Source organism: Legionella stuttgartensis (assembly GCF_977063405.2).
Genome location: NZ_CDRUHA020000060.1, coordinates 584,822 through 601,990, shown reverse-complemented (window position 1 = coordinate 601,990; position 17,169 = coordinate 584,822). Strand labels below are relative to the sequence as shown.

The window sequence follows — 17,169 nt, the reverse complement described above, 5'->3', positions numbered from 1 at the left end:
ATATGGAACAACTTACAAAAATGAATTCCTGGAAAAAACTCGAAAAACTAGCAAAAACATACATTAATCAAAATCCAGAAACAAAAATTTACTCTATATCTAGTGATAACATCACCCTGGATTATAGCGGACAACATGTTAATACCCAGATTATGGATGCACTTATTGAACTTGCCAACGAGTGTAATCTGCATGAACAGATAAATGCCATGATGAATGGAAAACCTATCAACAATACAGAAAATAGACCGGTCTTACATACAGCGCTTCGTGCCCCAGATAATAAAGTCATATCGGTAAATGAACGGAATATTGTGGCTGATGTAGTCAATGTTCGTAACACAATGAAGCACATTTCCACAAAAGTTAGAAATGGTGAATGGCTAGGTTACTCCGGAAAGCCTATAACTGATGTAGTTAATATTGGAATTGGCGGTTCTATGCTTGGCCCCTTTTTTTGTATCAATGCACTAAGTGATTTAGTAACGGACCAATTGGGGTTTCATTTTATTTCGGATGTCGATCCAAACGCATTTGCACGTGTTACTAGAAAACTAAACCCTGAGACCACACTATTTATTATTTCTTCAAAATCATTTACTACACCAGAAACCTTATCTCATTTTCAAAAAGCTTTATCATGGATCGATCAAAAACCCCATTTTAATCAGCATTTTATTGCAATTACTGCAAATGTTAAGAAAGCAGAAGAAATGGGTTTTGAAACCATTCTTCCTATATGGGATTGGGTTGGTGGACGCTATTCCTTCTGCTCTGCAATTAATTTAATTTCCTGTATTGCTATTGGTTTCGAACATTTTTCAGAGATCCTTGTTGGAGCATACAACATGGATATGCATTTCTGCACAGAACATTTTACGAAAAACGTACCGATTCTTTTAGCATTGTTAGGACTATGGAACATTAATTTTTTGAATATTAATAACTTGCTCGTTATGGCTTACTCTCAAGATTTACAATACTTTGTTCCCTATCTTCAACAACTTGATATGGAAAGCAATGGAAAATCAATAAACAAGCAAGGACGTAGAGTAGATTATGCAACAGGCCCTATTATTTGGGGTGGTCTGGGTAATCATGCACAACATAGTTATTATCAGCTATTGTGTCAAGGAACTAATAAAATAGCTGCTGATTTAATTTGTATCCGTACTTTCGATGGAAGTGTCATTAATAAAATATGTCACGCCCACAAAGAGGTACTAACAAAAGGTGGAAATCATGGTGAGAATCCGCACAGTTACATTGCTGGAGAAATCCCGGTAAATCTACTCTGCTTGAACGATTGCTCTCCACGAACTCTTGGTTCATTAATTTCTTTATACGAGCATAAAATTTTTGTCCAAGGCGTGATTTGGAATATAAATTCATTTGATCAACCTGGAGTCGAAACCTCCAAGGAAATAATTCGACAGAACAATTGGATTAGTTAATGTTTATAGCCAGATTCGTTTTACTGTTATTTAGTTTAATAGTTCAAAAAGCGTATGCGGTTGATATAGATCCAAAACAGTTCCTTTTGAATCAAGTCATTTGGGGCGAAACCTATTATCGAGATGATTTTGTAAAGCATTCGCTCGATCGATTACAATTGATCGCCCCTAATGATCCTGCTGTGCTTGCTGCACGAATTAGGCTTGCAATACGCCAAAAAAATCTAATCCTAGCGGAAGAACTACTCGAAGAATTAAAACAAAAAGCACCTGATTCTGTTGATTACAAACAAGCTCAAATGAGCTTATTTCTAACGCAAGTTGATGCAAAGCAAAAACTCCAGCAAGCAAGAGTAATGGCAATGTCCGGGCATCTCGATTTGGCTAAAGCCCAATATGATGCCCTTTTTCATGGTGTTTTCCCGACTCCTGAATTAAGTGCTGAATATTGGCGCATCTTATCCAGGATCCCTGCTCAACGCCAAATTGCATTTACCCACTTACAAGAAATCTATAATTTTTTGAACGAACATCAAGTTTATTCTAGTAATAACAATAAAGATAATTGGTCTTATGCAGTCAAAGAAGTCGTGTCAGACTTGTGGGTTTCTAGTGGAGAACAAGCTTTTCAATCGGGTGATATGAATTTGGCTGAAAAAAGATATCAGCAAGCGCTCCTTCTAGATAACACAAATTATTCTGCTTGGGTAGGAATAGGTGAAGTAGCATTTGCCCGTAAGAATTTTATTGATTCAGAAAAAGCATTTAAACACGCCTTACTTGTTAGCCCAGGAAAAAGTAGTGCTGTATATGGGCTTCTTGGCATTTACAAACATCAATCGTTAAAAAAGGCATTAAATTATCTGAACAGTTTACCTGATGATCTGAAAGACAAATTTAAAGATGTAAAGCTAATTTTAGAGAGTTCTTTGTTTCAAGAACAAGGAGAACAACTTGAAAAAGCAAATCAATGGGACAAAGCAATTGAAAAGTACAGCCAAGCACAAAAGCTTACGCCGGAAGATGTCTGGTTAACTTATCATTTCGCCTTAGCATTGAACCATGTAGGTAAAACCCAAAAAGCCAATGAGTTGTTTCAACAGTTGATAGCAAAACAAAAAAATAATCCCATCCAAGTATATGCTTATGCACTTTATTTATCGAGCACGGAGCGGGTGCCACAAGCACTTGCTCATCTTCACACCATTCCACAAAAGCAATGGAGTGTAGGTATGCGTCAGTTGGCAGAACGCCTAACTACTGAATTGATTTTAAAACACGCACAAGAATTACGAGATAGTGGCAATATACAAGGCGCAAAAGCTTATTTAATGAGTCAAAAACAAACCACACCCATTAAGCTTACTTTAGCAGATTGGGCTTTATTGGATGGTGAATTCGACAATGCGCTAAACTATTATCAGGATGTGAAAATTCATGAGCCACTTAATGCAGATGCAAATCTCGGGGTTATAGAGTCACTAGTTGCTCTAGGAAAAAAGAGCGAAGCACACCAATTACTAGAGCAATTGGGAAAACAAGAGTTAACATTCAATTATAACATGCAAAGAAGAATAGCAAATGCTTGGAATGCTGTTGGAGAACCCCAAAAAGCTTTAGCTATTTTCAATCAAATCAAACAAGACAGCAGCCATGGGGTACCCAGCCCAGATAGTGCGCTTATCTTTCGCGATGCAGCCCGTTTGGAAACACAACTTCGTATGCCAAAGTTGGCACAAGAAGACTATAAAAAAGCCATGGTTCAAAGCGAGATAACATCCGTATGGCCTACTAGCAATGATTATTATACTTGGTTAACCCGTAACCATGTAGAGGATGATTGGCTTAAACGTAGCATTCGTTCTGAATCCGCCCTACTTTATAAGCAGCAAGAAACACGCATCACTATAGACGAAGATTATTGGCGATTGACAGGTACCGCTGGAACCTCTGATCTGCGTGCGGAAGATACCATTGCTCAAGCAGATTGGGGCTATGCTAATGGCCGTGCATTTTTCAGAGCAGATAGAGTCAATCTAGGCGCCGGTAGTTTTTCTACAGTGAATGGAGTTTATTTTGATGATTTTGGTACTTGCGCTATCAATGGATGTACTACAGGTATCGTTCAACGAGCAAAGGGTATTGGCTGGGATGGAGGATGGCAAGGTATAACTTGGGGATTTGATGTCGGCGAAACACCTATAGGATTTCCTGTAGGGAATTTCATTGGAGGTATTAATTATAGCGGTGAAATACGACATATTGGCTGGACAGTTACTGCATCGCAACGACCCATGACTAATTCCTTGCTCTCTTTTGCAGGAGCTGTTGACCCCAATACCGGAAACGAATGGGGTGGAGTAGTTGCTACCGGCCTTACTTTATCACTCAGTTATGATAGAGGTGAAGCACATGGTTTTTGGGCAAATATCATTGGCAGTGAATTAACTGGAAAAAATGTTGTGTCTAATAGTCGTATTCTTTTATTGGATGGCTATTATTACAAAATAATCAATGAAGAAAATCGCCGTTTTATCATCGGACTTACAAATATGGTTTGGCATTATGAAAAAAATCTCTATGGCTTTAATCTTGGACAAGGAGGGTATTATAGCCCTCAGTTTTATTTATCATTAACTGCCCCGATTAATTATCGACGACGAGTTGCAAACTGGTCTTATGAGTTAGGAGGCACTGTAACCTGGTCTCGTGCGAATACTCAAGACATTGCATCATATCCATTACCTAACCTTATCCCAAATTTTGACAATACCCAAAACTCTATTCAAACTGGTGGACCAAGCGTAGGCTACGGCTGGTCATTCCTTGCCTTATTAGAGCGACGTCTTGGTTCACATTTTATTGTAGGTGGGCTGGTGGATATCCAACGATCAACAGACTATACCCCCAGTCACCTCTCTCTTTTCCTTCGTTACTCATTTGAAGGTTGGCAAGGTGATTTGGACATGCCTATTGTCCCATTGGTCCCCTACTCTAACTTTAGATAAGATCATTACCTGGGTACACCTGATACAGTATTACCCGGGTTTCAAAAATGAGTGAATCTTCTCATGATGTGCGCTTCATCCAAGCGATATGCCTTTTTTGGATTGTGCGAAATGATGCTAATTACAAACGATTGAGAAATAATCGATATAACCGCAGTGAAGCTAATTTTAAAAATTAATTGAGCTTGCATCTGGGATTTTTGCTGAGTAACCCGGGTTACATCTTATTTGAGGAACTCCTAAGGGTAAGGTACCCAGTTACTGTCACCTTTTAACAAAATGTAAAATTTATCTTGGTACTTCATCACAGTAACACCTTCATTAGAGGAAACAAAAGCCGTCTTTGGTAATTTTTTGGTAAGTGTTTCTAAACTTACATTATCCTGATTAAATATCTTTCCATCTACCAAACGAGAGGCTAACTCTGATATAGCAAGATAGCTGCTCGGGTCATTTATTTGTATTTGAGAGGTCTTCCCTTTCATACCAATAAATTTAATTCCGACTGGAACATGCGTAATAGTCGGACTAGGAATGTCACGTAAGCCCGGCATTTGTAATTTATCCCCAACAAGATTCGCACCATGTTCTGGGATAAAAACCACCATCACTTTATGTTCTGACTTCTCCAACGCTGTAAAAAAATTCATCGTTTGATCGAGGAGTTTTTTGGCCCGTACTTCATAAGGGGCTGGTTTACTTTCACCAATAAAAGTATTACCGTCATGGAGAGAAATTTCATTAAAGTAAGTCACGCTACGTTTTGTACCGGACGTGTTCTGTTGCTTAAGCCATCGATCCAGTAATTGGCCATCATCTGAAAGCAATTTCCCATCAAATGAAACAAGATCAGGATTTATACCTGCTCGTGACATTAAAGATACATCATCTAAACCACCATATTCTTTTATTTCGTTGAGAAAATCGCCAAATAGACCTTCATGATCGAGCATCATCTCCGGAGCAAAACCAAGCTTAGCCAGGTTATCCAAAATATAACATTTTTGATTAACAGACTTATAAAGCCCTGTGTGCGGGGTTTGACCACAGCTTGCACGTAACAAGCGTATTGCCGCAGGTCCACTATATGATGCGGCTGAATTGAAATTATTAAACATAATATCAAATTTACCCCATAATGGATGATCTCTTAGATGCACAGCATCTATATCGGCCCAAGAGAGTGAACAAACTTGAATAAAAATTACATCAAAAGGCTGAGCATCAGTGGCAAGAGAACTTGGGAAATTCGTATATAATTCTTTTTGCTGTTCATAAAATTGATTCAAGTATGCATTAAGATTTTCATTAGTAGGTGGCAAATTGCTGTTAAGTTCTCCCCCACCTGTATTAGCACCTGCTTCAGCTTGTACGCTATGTTCAGCAGTCTTACTTTGAACGGGTAAGAGGTTAATCGCAGGACCTGTTAGCGTGATGATGTTTAACCAAGTTAAGGCAATTGTAGTAAATGTGGTAATTCGTATCCATTGGGAAAGGAACAGATAAGCGACTAAAAGCACAAATGCCATCCCGATTAGTTGCCAATTAATAAAACGATCTAATAATTCAATAAGATAGCTAAAATTGAAAACAAAAAGATTTGTTCCCTGACTCATAATGGTACTGATACCAGGTAGCCATGTATCATGGTAAAAGATTACAATACCAATGGGAATAGCTATCCAATTACGGCAACGATGAAGTACTATTGAAGGCAAAGGAAACAACAAGAAAGCCAAAAAAACCAAATTAATAAATGCATGAAAATTTAAATATCCTGCCCATAAAAGAGCGAATTTCAACAAAAAATAATAGTTCCAACCATTGATATCGCGCCATTTAATATGATTTTTTTGTTGCAGTTGCACTGTTTCCATCATTACTATTCTTTATCCATAAATAATCGATAAGTTAATTTTTCGATCTGACGTTATCAACAGTAGGTAACAGGTAGGTCAGAACCAATTAGAAAGCTTTTTAATTTTTTAGTTTAACAGGATAAGCAGGATATTCAATGTAAAAGAGTTATTTTTGATTACTCAATCATAATCTATTCTTGACATACCCCATTCATCTTGCTATTTTTTTTGTAAAATTCGAAATATAAGACAATATGTTTAAAACCAAGACTATTTCCATCATTGGCGCAGGTCATTTAGGCAGTGCGTTAGCTCGAGGTCTCATTAAAAGTGGATATCCTCCACGTTCGATAACATTCAGCAATCGTGATACCAGTAAATCAAAGCGTTTAGCGAAGGAACTAGGGGTGCTCTCAGCAAAAACTAACATTGAAGCAGCTCAAAACGCAGAGATCCTTATTTTCGCTGTAAAACCTCAATTTATGCAGGAAGTATGTGAGGAGATTGCGCCAATCATGCAATCAAGAGAGCCTATTATTATTTCTTTGGCAGGTGTAATAGACATTGATAACATAACCCGCTGGCTCGATAAGAAAACCCTAGGGGTTATTCGCGTGATGACCAATACTCCAACCGAATTTTGTAAAGGAACTTCTGCCTTATTTGCCAACTCCTTCGCAACATCTGAAGAAAAGCGCTTGATTGAAACACTGTTTAATGAAGTGGGATACACATTTTGGGTCGAACATGAATCCATGCTTGATACACTTACAGCCCCGATTGGTTGTGCACCAGCTTATGTCTTTCTATTTCTTGAAGCCTTACAAAAAGCGGCAATCAGCCGAGGAATTCCAGAAGAACTTTCGGAAAAAATTGCCTTGGAATCTCTGTTTGGTGCTGCGGAATTAGCAAAAAAATCTGGGCGCTCTTTTTCCCAATTACGAGCTGGTGTAAGTACTCCTCATGGTGTAACTGCTCACTCTTTGGAAAAACTTTCTTTTACTGATTTTTTTGATCTATTTAAACAAATCTATGAAGCTGCAGAAGAACGTATTGGACAAATAACCCAATCTTTAAATACTCGAGAGTAACTGTAGAACGCAACATGAGTGTTGCCCAGTCATAGCTCGGAAATTTTTATTCAACGTCACCTGGGTTACGCTACGCTGAACCCAGGCCACTTCTGATATTTGCCCTGAATTAATTAACCCAGGCTTGATATGGGTCTAACCCAAGGGTTTAATCTGGTTATATTTGCTGGTAACTTACTTATGCTGCGTTGTGCTTCAGTCCGAGTTCCATACTCTCCTACCGTCAGCACATACCAAATCCCTTTAGCATTATTAAAATGTCTTATTTTAGAATTCTCTGCAAGGAGCTTATTGTTCTGCTGAAAACGTTCAATATCTTTTTTATTATGGCTTGCGGCGACTTGTATGGTGTACAAATTAAGAGTTGTATTACTTGAAGACTGGTCTTTTTTATCTTTATTTTCTTTTGTTGTTGGAATTTCAACTAATTTTGACTCACGTTGGAGATCAGCTTCTGGGTTTTCACGTTGAAACTCAGACTCAGGAATTCTGGCCTCTTGTTCTGCAAGATGCTGCATTTGCAATTTAGGAATCACAACGACCTTATCAATAATAGCTACTGGAGGCTCACTAAGCACCTCGTCATTAAGATCATCCAAAATCTGCTTTTTAGGCAAAGAAGAATATACCAATTGTCGCGTTGAAGAATCCTGCCAAGAAGCTATTCGACTCTCAAGCACTTCGGATTGTGTCTGTTGCTTTATTGCTATTTCTTCTCGGTTAGAATCAGGGATTGATCGATATAATGATGAAAGATCATAATTTTGAGCAAAATAAAAACCAACAAGCCCTGCAAAAAACGCCACACTAGCAGCAATACTTGCTTTTTTCACCAACTTAGAAGGTTCCTTTTTCTTTTGGGTGGCGCATTTAAATACAAATGCCTCTAGATTGCTGTTAATCTTTGCAACATTCCCTTTCGTTAATTGATAAAACTGTTTAAATTGCGCATCAGTTAGGGGTTTACTAATCAAATGTGCAGCCATGGCACGCTGTAATACATAGGTTCTGGTTTCGCTTTCATTCAATGAGCCCAATTCAATAGTGTGTACTAAATTCTCAAAAAATGAAGCGACTAAATTATTAAGTGTTGCGACGATAGAATAGTCCGAAATTAAGCAAAGATGGAAGAAACTAAAATTTTCTTGACTCTTTATCGCCAACATTGCTTCTTTAATAAATGCTTCTGGTAAATGTTGTGCATCATCGATAAGTAATAACACATGTGCTTTACGTTCATTAATTTGTGCTACTAATGAACTAATATCTGTATGTTCATCGCAATTAAGATGCAGCTGGGTTGCAATTTCCTGAATGAGAGTTTCGCGATTACAAGGAGGCGTCACTGTCATAGAAATTGATTTGATCTGTTGATCTAAATTGCCTTGTAACAAAGTACCAAAAGAAGTTTTACCTCCTTCTTTTTCGGATAAAACCGTAATGAGCACATTGTTAAAAAGAATCAAATGATTAACGAAATCAATCTTAGCAAGCCAAGATCCTGGCTTAAATAACACTCTTGGTTGAATTACAGCCGTTACATCAGACTGAATCATTCCCTCTTTCATTTTTATTCTCCTCTTACAGCTGCACCAAGTGCATTATACAAACAATCCTCTGTTACTCCAGATTCAAGATAACAATCACCTGGCCTTTTAATCAACACAAAGCGTAAACGGTTATTTTTAATTTTTTTATCTGATTGCATCAAATCTTTGAGTTTTTCTAAATTAATATTTGTTGGAATTTTATGTGGTAAACCTGCTAAGTGTAGAATTTGCTCTACTTGTTCGACCATTTGTTTATTAATTAAATTCATTTTATGCGACAAAACTGCTGCACAATATAAGCCAATTGCTACTGCTTCACCATGTAACCATTGTTGATAATGAGTATAAGTTTCCAGTGCATGGGCAAAAGTATGGCCAAGATTCAATAGGGCTCGTTGCCCCGCTTCCTTTTCATCCGTTTCAACAAATTGAGCTTTAATACGGCAACATTCAGCTATTAAATGAGGTAACTGTGGACTCTTAGTAGTTAATCCCTGCTGAAGCGCTTCACTAAGTTGTTTAAAAAACTCATCTCCAGCAAGTAGGGCATATTTTATCATTTCCGCCAAACCAGCACGAAACTCTCTTTCAGGAAGAGTATTTAATGTGTTTAAATCAATAACTACTGCTTGAGGTTGGTAAAAACTACCAATCATATTTTTGCCCAAGGCATGATTAATTCCTGTTTTTCCACCTACAGATGCATCAATTTGCGCTAGTAAAGTTGTAGGAATTTGAATCAGCTTTACCCCTCGTTGATATGTCGATGCTGCAAATCCCGTCATATCACCAATTACTCCTCCACCTAAAGCGATAAGGGTTGTATCTCGATGGTGTTTCTTTTGGATTAATGCATCATAAATAGCAAATAGACTTTGTTGATTTTTATACTGTTCACCATCTTCTAAAATCAACACATCACACTGAGCTTTAGGAAAAGCCGATTGCACGTAGTTTAAATAAAAAGGGGCTATTGTTTGATTGGTAACAATTAAAATTTGTGAAGAAGTTACAAGAGTTTGCAGAAAATCTGGTTTTTGCAAACCATTACGGCAAATAATAATAGGATATTGATGTTCCGTTAAAGAAACATCAACCTGATCATAAATCTCAAAGTTCGCCATAAATATATTTAATTATATTGTTTGCAACAGCTTTGACTGTTAATTTATCTGTTTCAAAACTAACATCAGCTAGCTCAGTGTAGAATGGTTCTCGCTCATCTCTCAACAATTCTAATCTTCCTTCAAGATCAGTTGTTTGCAACAAAGGACGCTTGGTATCTCGCTTAGTTCTTTCAAATTGTTGTTGTAATGAGGTTTTAAGATAGATTACGGTGCCACGCCCTGCTAATGCATTCCTGTTTTCAGGGGTAATCACCACCCCACCACCTGTTGCCAAAACAATGTTGGTTTTCTGAGTTAATTCTTCAATAACTTTTTGTTCGCGGCGTCTGAAACCCTCTTCACCTTCAATATCAAAAATCCAAGAGATATCGGCGCCAGCACGCTCTTCAATCACTTCATCCGAATCAAAAAATTCTAATTTGAGCTCCTTTGCCAAAGCACGACCTATAGTGCTTTTACCTGCACCCATGGGTCCGATGAGAAAAATATTTCGTACTTTAACTATGCTCATTTTTTATCACATACCTCTTTAACTGAAATGTCATTAATTAAAGATCGAGTCCGAAATAACTTCCCATTCTAGCATTAGACTAAAACATGATTCAAAAGCCAAAAGTGGGGGATATTTGGGGCTCAACCCTAACTGTATTTTTCGCAGTTAGAAATTCCCGCCCATTATTCTACAACAAATGAGCATATTTTATAACTGTTTACTCTTATTCATTTATATTATATCACTTCATTAATAAAATAATGCCCTGTTAAAGGCAAGTTATAAATAAAACCAAGCTTATTTGTGTGTAATTTTTATCCTAATTCAGCCAGGCATCAAAGTATAGTAACGTTCATACAATGGGGTACTTTATTGTAGCTAGTTGAAGCAAAGCGACACCTATTATCTCTAATCAATTTCATTTTTCATCAAAACGCACTACTTTTCTACCTTCAATTGCTGTTATAGATAATGAATTTGTTATTATTTTGGGGGTTATAAAAATAAGTAACTCATCATTTCTAAGACCAACTTGCGTGTTTTTAAATAAATTTCCAACTACCGGTAATTGACCAAAAAATGGCACCCTTGTAATGGTCTTGCTCTTATCTTGCTGATAAATTCCCCCAAGGACTATGGTTTGTCCATTACTGACGAGAACATTCGTCTGAATTTCTTTAGTTGCAATTGCTGGCACCCCATTAAATGTCAGGTTGGGCAATGCCCTATCCTGATTAATCTTCAATTCCATAAGTATCTTGTTGTCTGGGGTAATTTGCGGTTTTACATTCAAACTTAATACTGCCTTTTTAAACGCTACTGCTGTTGCACCACTTGAAGTCGCCTCCTGATAGGGAATCTCCTGACCTGATTGAATTTCTGCAGACTGTTGATTTGCTGTAATGAGCCTAGGACTAGATATTAATTCTGCAAGTCCCTCACTTTCCAAAGCAGAAAGCTCAAGATCAAGCAGAATATTATCGCCAAGCTGAGCTAATGCAATACCAACAGAAGCTGGATTAGCACCTGTTAATGGGGCAGCTATTAAATCGAGATTTAATCTGTCGGTAAAGGGCCTGACATTTGCAGGCGCAACTCCCTGTGCTAATTGATTCGCCCCCTCTAAAGTACCACTGAGATGGGTCGGTTTAGAAACCCCCCAACGAATTCCAAGATCCTGAGCAAAATCTTTCGTTACTTCCACGATACGTGCTTCAATAAGCACTTGTTTGACTGGTACATCTAATTGCTTAACCAATTCTCTAACTTCATCAATTTTAGCACCGATATCTTGAATCCAGATGGTATTTGTACGTGTATCAACACTCACGGAACCCTTCTCAGATAAAAGGGAATTTTGTTTGTCTTTAATCAAAATAGCAAGATCGGTTGCTTTGGCGTAATTGATTTGTATTAATTCAGAACGTACAGGCTCAATTTTTCGAATGGCTTGTTGTTTTTTGAGTTGTTCTGCCTCCATTGTTTCAAAAACCCCTTTTTTATCAATCAAAATCACATTACCTGACTGTCGCTTATCTAAACCTTGAGTAGTTAAAATAATATCTAATGCTTGATCCCAAGGAACATTATTTAATCTCAGTGTAATATCACCTTGAACCTGATCACTCACTACAATATTAATTCCCGTAAAATCCGCAAGTAGCTGTAATACAGCTCGTAAACTGATGTTTTGGAAATTTAACGAAAGTCTTTTTCCAGAAAAAACTTTCTTTTTCAATTTGGCTTGTTGTTCCTCTTCTGGAGTTAAAGGAATTACATCAATCATAAATTGCTGATTAACCTGATAGACGTTTTGGCCAAAACCTCCTTTATTAAATAAGGTCATATGTGCATTTTTGCCAACTTGCTGAAAAGTAACCATTTGCACTGGACTGTGGAAATCCGAAACATCGAATCGCTTCCTTAAATTCGTAGGAACTGTAGTATTTAAAAATTTAACTAGAATTTCTTTCCCATGCTCCTCAACTTCAGTGGGAACACTCGTACTAGAGACATTCACTATGGCTCGACCACCCTGTCGTTCAATTCCTCGAAAATCAAAATGATTGATTACATAATTTGTTTTGGCAGGACGATTCGTGATTATCAGTGCTTGCGGCGGCTGAAATAATTCATTACTTTTGCCATTCAAAATAACTGTATAAACTTTTCCAGATATTGTTCCTGAATAAGGCACAGAATAATTTAACTCCAATACAGCCCGAATACGCGAACCCACCGCAACAACGGAGTACCTATTAAGCGATCCCAGTTTAATTTCTTTGGCTTTTTGTTTTTGAGGTAACTGCAGATTTGAATCAATAAAATCAAAGACTATTCGTGCGGGGCTTTGGGTCACAAAACTTGCAGGCTCTTGCTTTATGGGTTGTGCAAATTCGAAATCCATACGCAACTTTTCCTCTGGCAAAGGAATTACCTTGACGGATATTAAAGAATTATTCTGGGCAAAAGCCATACCTAAACTCATGCCAATTAAAATGAATAAAGCAGCTATTTTCCGCACTTTTGCTCCTACTTCCCAGTATGTAATTCAAGCGTGGTTGTATGCTTTTCCCACTTTCCTGAAGTTTGTGTTGTTTCTATTAATTGAATGGAGCCATTCTTAATTGAAACAATACGGCCATAATTTTGTCCCATATAATTACCTATTCGGACGTGAGTAATATCCTTATTAGGTAATTTAATCAATGCCCATATTTCATTTCCTTGCGTTAAAGTGCCTACAAATTGTAATGCATCTAAAGGATAAGCCTCCAACGATTCCTTAGGCCTGTTTTTATCTGGAGCATTTACATCAACTTCCGGCTTTTTTTGAACCGTTGGCTTAAATGGATTTCGCCTATTACTATTATCAGGAAATTTAAAAGTAGGTAAAGGTGCAAATGAAGGGATTGGTTCAATATCACGTGTTTTTCTAAATTTTACGTCATGAATGTATCGCACCAAATCATCGTTACTACTGGAGCAAGCAACCAATAGTAACGATAATGAACAGATAGAACTAATCCCTAATTTTCGTTTCATCATTGTGTGCGATATCGATAAATTTTGGCAGTGATGCTCATTATCAACTCATCCTCCGAAACTTCTTTATCTTTGGAAGACACCCTTTCAATACTAAAGTCATGTAACGTTACAATACGATCCATCTCAGCAACACGACTGATAAACATAGCCAATTGAAAATAAGTACCTACTACTGAAATTTTTATAGGTAACTCAATATAAAAATCATGCCTTACCTCTGGCTGTGGCGCAAATAACTCAAATCTTAAGCCAGATGCAACCCCTGTTTTGGAAATGGCTTCCAATAGACCAGGCATCTGATTTTTTTCTGGAAGTTGTTTAAGCATTTGGGTAAAACGTTCCATCATAATCTGTAGTTGTTGGCGATAAGCCGGCAAATTGACTAACTGACGTTGCTTGCTTTCAAAATCTGTTTTTAATGTAACCTCCTGAGCTTGTAGTTGTTCAAACTGAGTAAAATTATCTTGTATGATTAGCCAATACCCCAGAGCAATAATCAAAATACTAACACCAGCAAGAACACAAACCTTAACGACTACTGGCCATTGTCCCAAATTTTCCAGAGTTAATTCATTCAGGTTAATACCGTTCATAGTTTTATCCCAATCTGGAATTGAGGCGCTAGCACAAAAGTTAACTTAAACTCATTCTCTGCGGATTCTTGTTTGTTTTTATCTTTATTTTTATCCTTATCTTGATCCTCTCTTTTGATTTCACTTAGGATAGGATCATGGAGCCATTCATTATTTTCTATATTTCTCATTAACATTGAAACAAAAGTGTTCGATTCAGCATAGCCAATAACGGTGATAACATCATTTTTTCCAACTATCTGAGTAAAATAAACTCCTGCCGGAATTACATTGATCAACTCATCGAATAAATGAACCATTAATGTTCGTGTAGACTGTAAATGCTGTACTATAGACATTCTAGAAATCAGCATTTCTCGCGTTTTTTGTAAATTTTTTATTTCTTTTATTTGCGCATCCATAGCATTAATTTCTTTCTGAAGCATTTCATTCCGTGTAATTTGATTACTTACCAATCCTGATGCATAAGAATTAATTAAAAAAACAGTAAACGCAGCGAACACGATGCTGACAAGCAGCATGGTCATAAACAGTTTTTTCTCCTGCTCCCGCTTGAGTTCTCGCCAAGGAAGAAGGTTAATTTGCGTCATATAGTCTCACTTAACTTCCCTTAGTGCCAAACCGCACGCGACCATAAGTCCTGGAGCATCCTTATTTATAGAATCCAAATGCACCATTTTACCTGGAGTCATGTGTGAAATTGGATTGGCAATTGTGGTGCTCATCCCCAATCGCTCTTGAACCAACGCCACCAAACCCGGCAACTTAGCTAATCCCCCCGCCAATAAAATATGATCTACATCTCCATCCTGACTTGTGGAATAAAAAAACTGCAAGGTGCGCTTGATTTGCAACAAAATATCTTCTTTAAAAGGCTCTAATACTTCCTTTTCATAATCCTCAGGTAATTCTCCATTCTCTTTAGCCAGGATAGCTTGTTCCAAAGTCATTTTATAATGTTCAGCAGTAGCGTCTATTAATTGCTTTCCACCAAATTTTTCTTCTCTGGAGTAAACTAATTTCATTCCTTGTAATACAAATAAATGCGTGTAGCTCGCCCCAATATCAATAATAGCGATTGTTTTATCTTGTCCAGATGCAGGTAAATCCTTAGCAAGTTGCTGGGCTGCGCGTTCTACAGCATAAGATTCGACGTCGACCACTATTGCCTCCAAACCCGAGTGAACGGCAACATCTAAACGTTGATTCACATTTTCTGCTCGTGAAGCAACAATTAGCACGTCGAGCATATTCTGATTTTTTTCAGAGTGGCCTAAAATTTCAAAATCAAGATTGATTTCGTCTATTGGATAAGGAATATATTTATCTGCCTCTGTAACAATCAACTCCTCCATCTCTGCGTCACTTAAACCTTCATTGATTTGTATTACTTTACTGATTATTGATGAATCAGGAACAGCTAGAGCAGCTTGTTTACATGAAGTTTTTAGCCGATCGATCACTTTTTTAATACACTGGGAGACCGCATCAATATCTTTAATGGTGTTGCCATCCATAGCATTTGCAGGCAGTACTTCACGGCCATAGTTTTCTACAACCAGCTCATCGCCTTGACCTGAAATTTCTAAGATTTTAACGGCTGTTGATGTAATGTCTATTCCGAGAATTGAACGATGCTTGGGCTGAAACAATTTGAGCATGCCACTTATTCCCTTAAGTCTTCCATGCATTCAAAAAATACTCCTCTAGGATCATATGCTGATGTTAACGTAACCTATTAAAAAATTACACTGTTTTCTAGCTTGTGAAACTCATTAAAATGATTACATGTTGGCATTTTCGTCATTTAGTTAAAACATCTTGCACTACCCAAAAACATTTAATATAGTGAAAGACCAACTTGTAAGGGGATTTCGCATTTATGCTTTGAAAAGGAGATTTTCATGACTAGGTTAGAAGAGTTAATTTATGCATTGGCAACCGTTATAGTTCGTTATCATGACAGCCAAGACAATATCGAGGCTAAAGATAAACTAGTTACTGCAGTTGACCCCATAATTCACAGAAAAAAATCTCATGACCGTGCAGTAGAAATAATTCAAGACTGTAATTTTGTTGCATATCTGGAAGGACGAATCACTGCGTGTACAAAGGGTTATCATGGCCGGGAAGAATTCCTTCTTTTCCTTTTAAATAAGATCTGTTTTTTAAAGGAACAACTCGACAATAAAACCCCATTCAAAGAGCATGAGTTAAAGGCATTCCAAGAGCAATTAACTCAATTATTCATTGATTTTCGAAAACTATTAAACATCAAAAAAGGGCTCAAGCATCCAGTAACGCTTCAAGATTCTAAAATCAAAGAACTACCTGGTTTATTGAATGATCGATATATAGGTAGTAAATATTGTAATTCAGGCCAATTACTCATTGATGAAGTTCTTTTTGTACTTCACATGACAACCGATGATTCTGATGAAGAACTTAAAAATATTGCTGCAAATATCTGCTCAGAACAACAGGATAAATTGGAATTGCAAAGCGAAAAATCCAAAAAAGCAACTGAAGATTTAGGTAGAAATGCTGAAAAATTAGAGTTAGAACAACTAAAATTATCAATGGCGGCACAAAAGTCTGAGTTTGAACTCAAGGTAGTAGAGTTAACAGAAAAAAATAAAGAACCGCTTGCTATTATTGAGAAATTAACTCAGGAACTGGAAAAAAATAAATTGGAATTACAAAAAGTCCAGTCCGAACTCGAGAGCTTAAAAAAACAAAACGAATTGGAAGCACCTTTTAGACGTGTTACTGGATATCCCACTTTATATGGTCTCGCTGGCCTACCTATGTTGCAAAGACCGGCAGTTCATTCTCGATTTTTTCCACAAGCAATTCAAACACCACCTACATCATCACAAACTGGCCCCACAATAGATGATTTTGAGGAGACTTCATCACGTGTGACAATAGAATAAAGCTTTCATA

The 17,169-nt window shown here is 37.3% G+C and carries 13 protein-coding genes; 4 read left to right on the top strand and 9 right to left on the bottom strand.

Annotated elements, in window-relative coordinates; genetic code table 11:
• Positions 1-2 precede the first annotated feature (2 nt).
• Both pgi and bcsC read left to right on the top strand, forming a co-directional pair.
• Positions 3-1,454 (top strand): glucose-6-phosphate isomerase, encoded by a 1,452-nt coding sequence (gene pgi / locus ACWTEW_RS21960; RefSeq protein ID WP_454780642.1) that lies wholly within the window; start codon positions 3-5, stop codon positions 1,452-1,454.
• A complete protein-coding gene (gene bcsC / locus ACWTEW_RS21955; protein WP_454780641.1) occupies positions 1,454-4,462 on the top strand; it encodes a cellulose synthase complex outer membrane protein BcsC in 3,009 nt (1,002 codons plus the stop codon). Before pgi ends, bcsC begins: the two co-directional genes overlap by 1 nt.
• A 239-nt stretch (positions 4,463-4,701) precedes the next feature.
• On the opposite strand, the gene bcsG is transcribed toward bcsC, so the two are convergent.
• On the bottom strand, positions 4,702-6,342 hold the full coding sequence (bcsG, locus tag ACWTEW_RS21950; protein ID WP_454780640.1) for a cellulose biosynthesis protein BcsG: 1,641 nt from the start codon (positions 6,340-6,342) through the stop codon (positions 4,702-4,704).
• A gap of 233 nt (positions 6,343-6,575) precedes the next feature.
• Here bcsG and proC point away from each other — a divergent pair, with 233 nt between their 5' ends.
• Entirely contained in the window at positions 6,576-7,412 is an 837-nt protein-coding gene (gene proC, locus ACWTEW_RS21945; protein WP_454780639.1) for a pyrroline-5-carboxylate reductase, read from the top strand.
• 113 nt (positions 7,413-7,525) lie between these two features.
• On the opposite strand, the gene ACWTEW_RS21940 is transcribed toward proC, so the two are convergent.
• From ACWTEW_RS21940 to pilM, 8 genes are all read right to left on the bottom strand, one after another.
• Entirely contained in the window at positions 7,526-8,980 is a 1,455-nt protein-coding gene (locus tag ACWTEW_RS21940) for an SPOR domain-containing protein (RefSeq protein WP_454780638.1), read from the bottom strand.
• A 2-nt stretch (positions 8,981-8,982) separates the two neighbouring features.
• Positions 8,983-10,086 carry a 3-dehydroquinate synthase gene (gene aroB, locus ACWTEW_RS21935; protein WP_454780637.1) on the bottom strand — a complete coding sequence of 368 codons (1,104 nt, stop codon included), beginning with the start codon at positions 10,084-10,086 and terminating at the stop codon, positions 8,983-8,985.
• On the bottom strand, positions 10,073-10,600 hold the full coding sequence (gene aroK, locus ACWTEW_RS21930; protein WP_220471005.1) for a shikimate kinase AroK: 528 nt from the start codon (positions 10,598-10,600) through the stop codon (positions 10,073-10,075). Before aroK ends, aroB begins: the two co-directional genes overlap by 14 nt.
• 400 nt (positions 10,601-11,000) lie before the next feature.
• The gene (locus ACWTEW_RS21925; RefSeq protein ID WP_454780636.1) at positions 11,001-13,106 is read right to left on the bottom strand and encodes a type IV pilus secretin PilQ; all 2,106 of its coding nucleotides are present in this window, start codon (positions 13,104-13,106) and stop codon (positions 11,001-11,003) included.
• Between the two features lie 8 nt (positions 13,107-13,114).
• Complete coding sequence (locus ACWTEW_RS21920; protein ID WP_454780635.1) at positions 13,115-13,630, bottom strand: pilus assembly protein PilP; 516 nt, start codon at positions 13,628-13,630, stop codon at positions 13,115-13,117.
• Positions 13,627-14,223, bottom strand: a complete 597-nt coding sequence (locus ACWTEW_RS21915; RefSeq protein WP_454780634.1) for a type IV pilus inner membrane component PilO — start codon at positions 14,221-14,223, stop codon at positions 13,627-13,629. The genes ACWTEW_RS21920 and ACWTEW_RS21915 overlap by 4 nt, the downstream gene beginning before the upstream one ends.
• Complete coding sequence (locus tag ACWTEW_RS21910) at positions 14,220-14,813, bottom strand: PilN domain-containing protein (protein WP_454780633.1); 594 nt, start codon at positions 14,811-14,813, stop codon at positions 14,220-14,222. Before ACWTEW_RS21910 ends, ACWTEW_RS21915 begins: the two co-directional genes overlap by 4 nt.
• Before the next feature lie 6 nt (positions 14,814-14,819).
• Entirely contained in the window at positions 14,820-15,884 is a 1,065-nt protein-coding gene (pilM, locus tag ACWTEW_RS21905) for a type IV pilus assembly protein PilM (protein WP_454780731.1), read from the bottom strand.
• A 243-nt stretch (positions 15,885-16,127) separates the two neighbouring features.
• Between pilM and ACWTEW_RS21900 the strand changes: the two genes are divergently transcribed.
• Positions 16,128-17,159 carry an SPFH domain-containing protein gene (locus ACWTEW_RS21900; protein ID WP_454780632.1) on the top strand — a complete coding sequence of 344 codons (1,032 nt, stop codon included), beginning with the start codon at positions 16,128-16,130 and terminating at the stop codon, positions 17,157-17,159.
• The last annotated feature ends 10 nt before the right edge of the window (positions 17,160-17,169 follow it).